The organism is Mesorhizobium sp. M5C.F.Ca.IN.020.32.2.1 (assembly GCF_004023105.1).
GTDB classification, from domain to species: Bacteria; Pseudomonadota; Alphaproteobacteria; order Rhizobiales; family Rhizobiaceae; genus Mesorhizobium; species Mesorhizobium wenxiniae.
Genome location: NZ_RZSX01000548.1, coordinates 1 through 4,387 on the forward strand (window position 1 = coordinate 1; position 4,387 = coordinate 4,387).

Below are 4,387 nucleotides of genomic sequence, written 5' to 3' on the forward strand. Positions count from 1 at the left end.
TCCTTGAGCCGCGAGGCCAGCAGGCCGACGATGCCCGGATGCCAGTTGGAGCTGGCAGTGACGACGATTGCCGGCCCATTGCCGCCGGCAAGCTCGGCATCAGCCTCCACTCGTGCCGCGGCCAGCATTTCCAATTCCATCTGCTGCCGCTCCTGATTGAGCCGGTCCAGCGTCTCGGCGATGGTGCGGGCTTCGACGGGATCGTCGGTGGCGAGCAGGCGGCTGCCGAGTGCTGCGTCGCCGATGCGCCCCCCGGCATTGATGCGCGGGCCGATCAGATAGGCCAGATGGAAGGTGCTGACCGGCTCGCCGATGCGCGAGACCCGTGCCAACGCCGCCAACCCCTCGTTCCTCTGTTGGCGCGCCATCTGCAACCCCTTCACCACGAAGGCGCGGTTGACGCCGGTCAGCGGCACCACGTCGCAAACGGTCGCCAGGGCCACCAGGTCCAGCAGACCAAGCAGGTCCGGTGGTGCGGCATCCGGCAACCGGCCGCGCAGGATCCTCGTCGTCTGCACCAGAGCCAGGAAGACGACGCCGGCGGCACAAAGATGGCCCTGCCCCGAAAGGTCGTCCTCGCGATTGGGATTGACGACCGCTTCCGCCGCCGGCAACGGACCGCCGAGCTGGTGATGATCGAGCACCAAGACGTCGGCGCCGGCAGCCTTCGCCGCGTCGATCGAGACAGCGCTGTTGGTGCCGCAGTCGACGGTGACGATCAGCGTCGCGCCACGCGAGACAAGTTCGCACATGGCTTCCGGATTGGGTCCGTACCCCTCGAAGATGCGGTCCGGTATATAGATCTCCGCTGGCACGGAGAAATGCGTGAGAAAGCGCTTGAGCAGCGCCGACGAGGCCGCGCCGTCGACGTCGTAGTCGCCGAAGATCGCCACTCTTTCCCCGGTCACGATCGCATCAGCGATGCGGGCGGCGGCCTTGTCCATGTCGGTCAGCGAAGCCGGGTCCGGCAAAAGATCGCGGATGGTCGGATCAAGGAACCGCTCGGTCTGCGCGGCGGTCACGCCGCGCCCGGCAAGGACGCGCGCGACGATGTCCGGCACGCCAAAGCCTTGCGCTATCGCAAGCGCAGTCATGTCCTGCCGCTCGGTCAGCCGGTGTTCCCAGGAAACACCTGATGCCGACTGCCTGACATCGAGGAAGATACGGTTTTCGCCCGTCATGCGACGCGCCGTCTGCGGATTGTCATTTCTCACAATATGCGACGGCTAGCCGAGTCGGGAATCAAAACTTTTCCAAATCCTGGTGCCTTGCCTTGATCTCGCGAACGGTGCGCGACGACGAGCGCAGCACGATCGTATGCGTGGTGATGGAATTGCGCCCGAACTTGACGCCGGCCAGCATGTTGCCGTCGGTCACGCCGGTTGCGGCGAACAGCACGTCGCCGCGCGCCATGTCTTGGGTGCGGTAAACCCGCTTCGGGTCCGAGATGCCCATCTTCGCCGCGCGCGCCACCTTTTGCGGCGTGTCGAGGACCAGCCTTCCCTGGATCTGGCCGCCGGTGCAGCGCAACGCTGCCGCCGCCAGCACACCCTCCGGGGCGCCGCCGGTGCCGAGATAGATGTCGATGCCGGTTTCCTCCGGATCGGTGGTGTGGATGACGCCGGCGACGTCACCATCGCCGATCAGCCGGATCGCAGCGCCCGTGGCGCGCACGGCCTCGATCAGGCTGCCATGGCGCGGCCGGTCGAGGATGCAGGCGGTGATCTCCGGCACCGGCACGCCTTTGGCCCTGGCCAGGCTGGCGATGTTTTCGGCCGGCGAGGCATCGATGTCGATGACGCCATCCGCATAGCCCGGGCCGACGGCGATCTTGTCCATATAGACGTCGGGCGCGAACAGCAGGCTGTCCTTTTCCGCAATGGCGATGACGGCCAGCGCATTGGGCAGGTTCTTGGCGCAGATCGTCGTGCCTTCGAGCGGATCGAGCGCGATATCGACCGCCGGGCCTTTGCCGGAACCGACCTCTTCGCCGATATAGAGCATCGGCGCCTCGTCGCGTTCGCCCTCGCCGATCACCACCGTACCGTTGATGGCGAGGCGGTTGAGCTCCTCGCGCATGGCGTCGACTGCGACCTGGTCGGCGGCCTTTTCGTCGCCGCGTCCGCGCAACCTGGCCGCCGCAACCGCGGCGCGTTCGGTGACACGCACCAGTTCCATGGTGAGTATCCGGTCAAGGCCGGCGACGATGTTCTGGGCAATGTTCATCGGTGGACAATCCTCGTTGGCACATTGCCTCCGGTTAGAGCGCCGCGTCCATTGGACGCGCAAAGGACGCTCTAAGTCTTTGAAACTACGCATCGTGCTTTCCCGAAAATCGATTCCGATTTCCGGGCCGATGCGTTAGAGGCGCGCCGGTTGTGTCAAAGCTCCATGACAACAGCAAGACCTGGGCGGGTCTTTCTTGAAAGCGCAGCGATATCAATCGATTTGAGAAAGAGAATTCCTATTCCGCCCGCTCGATGCGGATGACCTGCGGCTTGTCGGTCAGATGGTCGTCCTTGGTGATGCCGTCGACGGCCTTGCGGACCGCCGCTTCTGTCGTCTCGTGGGTGACGAGGATCACCGTCTTCTGCAGGGCGGTATCCGGCCCGGCGGCGTGCTGCACGATCGATTCCAGCGAAATGTCGTTGTCGGCCATGCGCTTGGCGATGGCGGCAAAGACGCCAATGCGGTCATGCACGGTCAGCCGGATGAAATAGCCGCCGGCATGGCTGCGCATCTGCGCCTTCTTGTACGGCCGCAATTCCTTCGCCGGCAGGCCGAAGACCGGACCGTGCTGGAAACCCGGCCGGCTCTTGGCGATGTCGGCAATGTCGCCGACCACCGCCGATGCGGTGGCGTTACCGCCGGCACCGGGACCGGAGAGCAAAAGCTCGCCAAGAATATCGGTTTCGATGGCCACCGCATTTGTGACGCCGTGCACCTGCGCGATGACGGAGGCCGTCGGCACCATGGTCGGGTGCACGCGCTGTTCGATCCCGCTTTCCGTGCGTTGGGCGACGCCGAGCAACTTTATCCGGTAGCCGAGATCGCCGGCCGCGCGGATGTCGGCCTGGCTGATGTTGGAAATCCCTTCCATGTAGATGTCGTTGGCGGCAATCCGCGTGCCGAAGGCAAGGCTGGTCAGGATCGACAGCTTATGCGCGGTGTCGTGGCCCTCGATGTCGAAGGTCGGGTCGGCCTCGGCATAGCCCAGCCGCTGCGCATCCTTCAGACAGGCGTCGAACGACAGGCCCTCGGCCTCCATGCGGGTCAGGATATAATTGCAGGTGCCGTTGAGGATGCCGAAGACACGGGTCACCGAATTGCCGGCCATCGCCTCGCGCATCGTCTTGATGACCGGAATGCCGCCCGCCACCGCCGCCTCGTAATTGAGCAGCACGCCCTCCTTCTCGGCGATCTCGGCCAGCGCCACGCCATGCTTGGCGAGCAGCGCCTTGTTGGCGGTGACGACGTGGCGGCCGGTTTCAAGCGCTGCTTTCACGGATGATCGCGACGGTCCCTCGTCGCCGCCGATCAGCTCGACGAACACGTCGATCTCGGCGGTCTGCGCCATTCCTATCGGATCGTCGAACCACTTGGCCGCGCCGAGATCGACGCCGCGGTCGCGTTTGCGATCACGGGCTGAGACGGCTGACACGACGACCTCGCGGCCGCATTGCCGCGTCAGTTCCGCCGCCTTGTCGTGCAGCACGCGCGCCACCGCCGCGCCGACGGTGCCGAGACCGGCAATTCCAACACGCAACGCTTCAGCCATGTCCGGCGACGCCCCCCAAGAATTTGGTCGATGTAGTGTCAGGCGCTCAACGATGTGCGGCCAGCGGCACCACATTGTTGGGCTGTTTGGCGCTGGACGCCAGGAAGCGCTTGATGTTGCGAGCCGCCTGCCGGATCCGGTGCTCGTTCTCGACCAGCGCGATGCGCACATGGTCGTCGCCATGCTCGCCGAAGCCGACACCCGGCGCCACCGCCACGTCAGCGTGCTCGATCAGAAGCTTGGAGAATTCGAGCGAACCGAGATGCTTGAACGGCTCCGGCATCGGCGCCCACGCGAACATCGACGCCGCCGGCGCCGGGACAATCCAGCCGGCGCGGCTGAAGGCGTCGACCATGACGTCGCGGCGCTTATGATAGATGTCGCGAACTTCGGCGATATCGGCGCCGTCGCCGTTGAGCGCGTGCGCAGCCGCCACCTGGATCGGCGTGAAGGCGCCGTAGTCGAGATAGGACTTGACCCTGGTCAGCGCCGAGATCAGCCGCTGGTTGCCGACGGCAAAACCCATGCGCCAGCCGGGCATGGAAAAGGTCTTCGACATCGAGGTGAACTCGACCGCCACGTCGATCGCGCCCGGCACCTGCAGCACCG

General features: G+C 65.3%; 4 protein-coding genes. All 4 read right to left on the reverse strand.

What is annotated here, in order from left to right:
* On the reverse strand, positions 1-1,181 hold a 1,181-nt coding region (locus tag EOA86_RS23945), incomplete at its 3' end, for a DHH family phosphoesterase (protein ID WP_128343930.1).
* A gap of 61 nt (positions 1,182-1,242) precedes the next feature.
* The gene (gene glpX, locus EOA86_RS23950) at positions 1,243-2,226 is read right to left on the reverse strand and encodes a class II fructose-bisphosphatase (RefSeq protein ID WP_128343931.1); all 984 of its coding nucleotides are present in this window, start codon (positions 2,224-2,226) and stop codon (positions 1,243-1,245) included.
* Between the two features lie 238 nt (positions 2,227-2,464).
* A complete protein-coding gene (locus EOA86_RS23955) occupies positions 2,465-3,778 on the reverse strand; it encodes a homoserine dehydrogenase (protein WP_128343933.1) in 1,314 nt (437 codons plus the stop codon).
* A 46-nt stretch (positions 3,779-3,824) separates the two neighbouring features.
* Positions 3,825-4,387, reverse strand: a 563-nt coding sequence (locus EOA86_RS23960; protein WP_128343934.1) for an aminotransferase class I/II-fold pyridoxal phosphate-dependent enzyme, incomplete at its 5' end; no start/stop codon positions are given.

What these genes read in the sequence shown, in the direction of transcription:
- glpX (WP_128343931.1), bottom strand. Translation starts at nt 2,226, where the DNA reads ATGAACATTGCCCAGAACATCGTCGCCGGCCTTGACCGGATACTCACC.
- EOA86_RS23955 (WP_128343933.1), bottom strand. Translation starts at nt 3,778, where the DNA reads ATGGCTGAAGCGTTGCGTGTTGGAATTGCCGGTCTCGGCACCGTCGGC.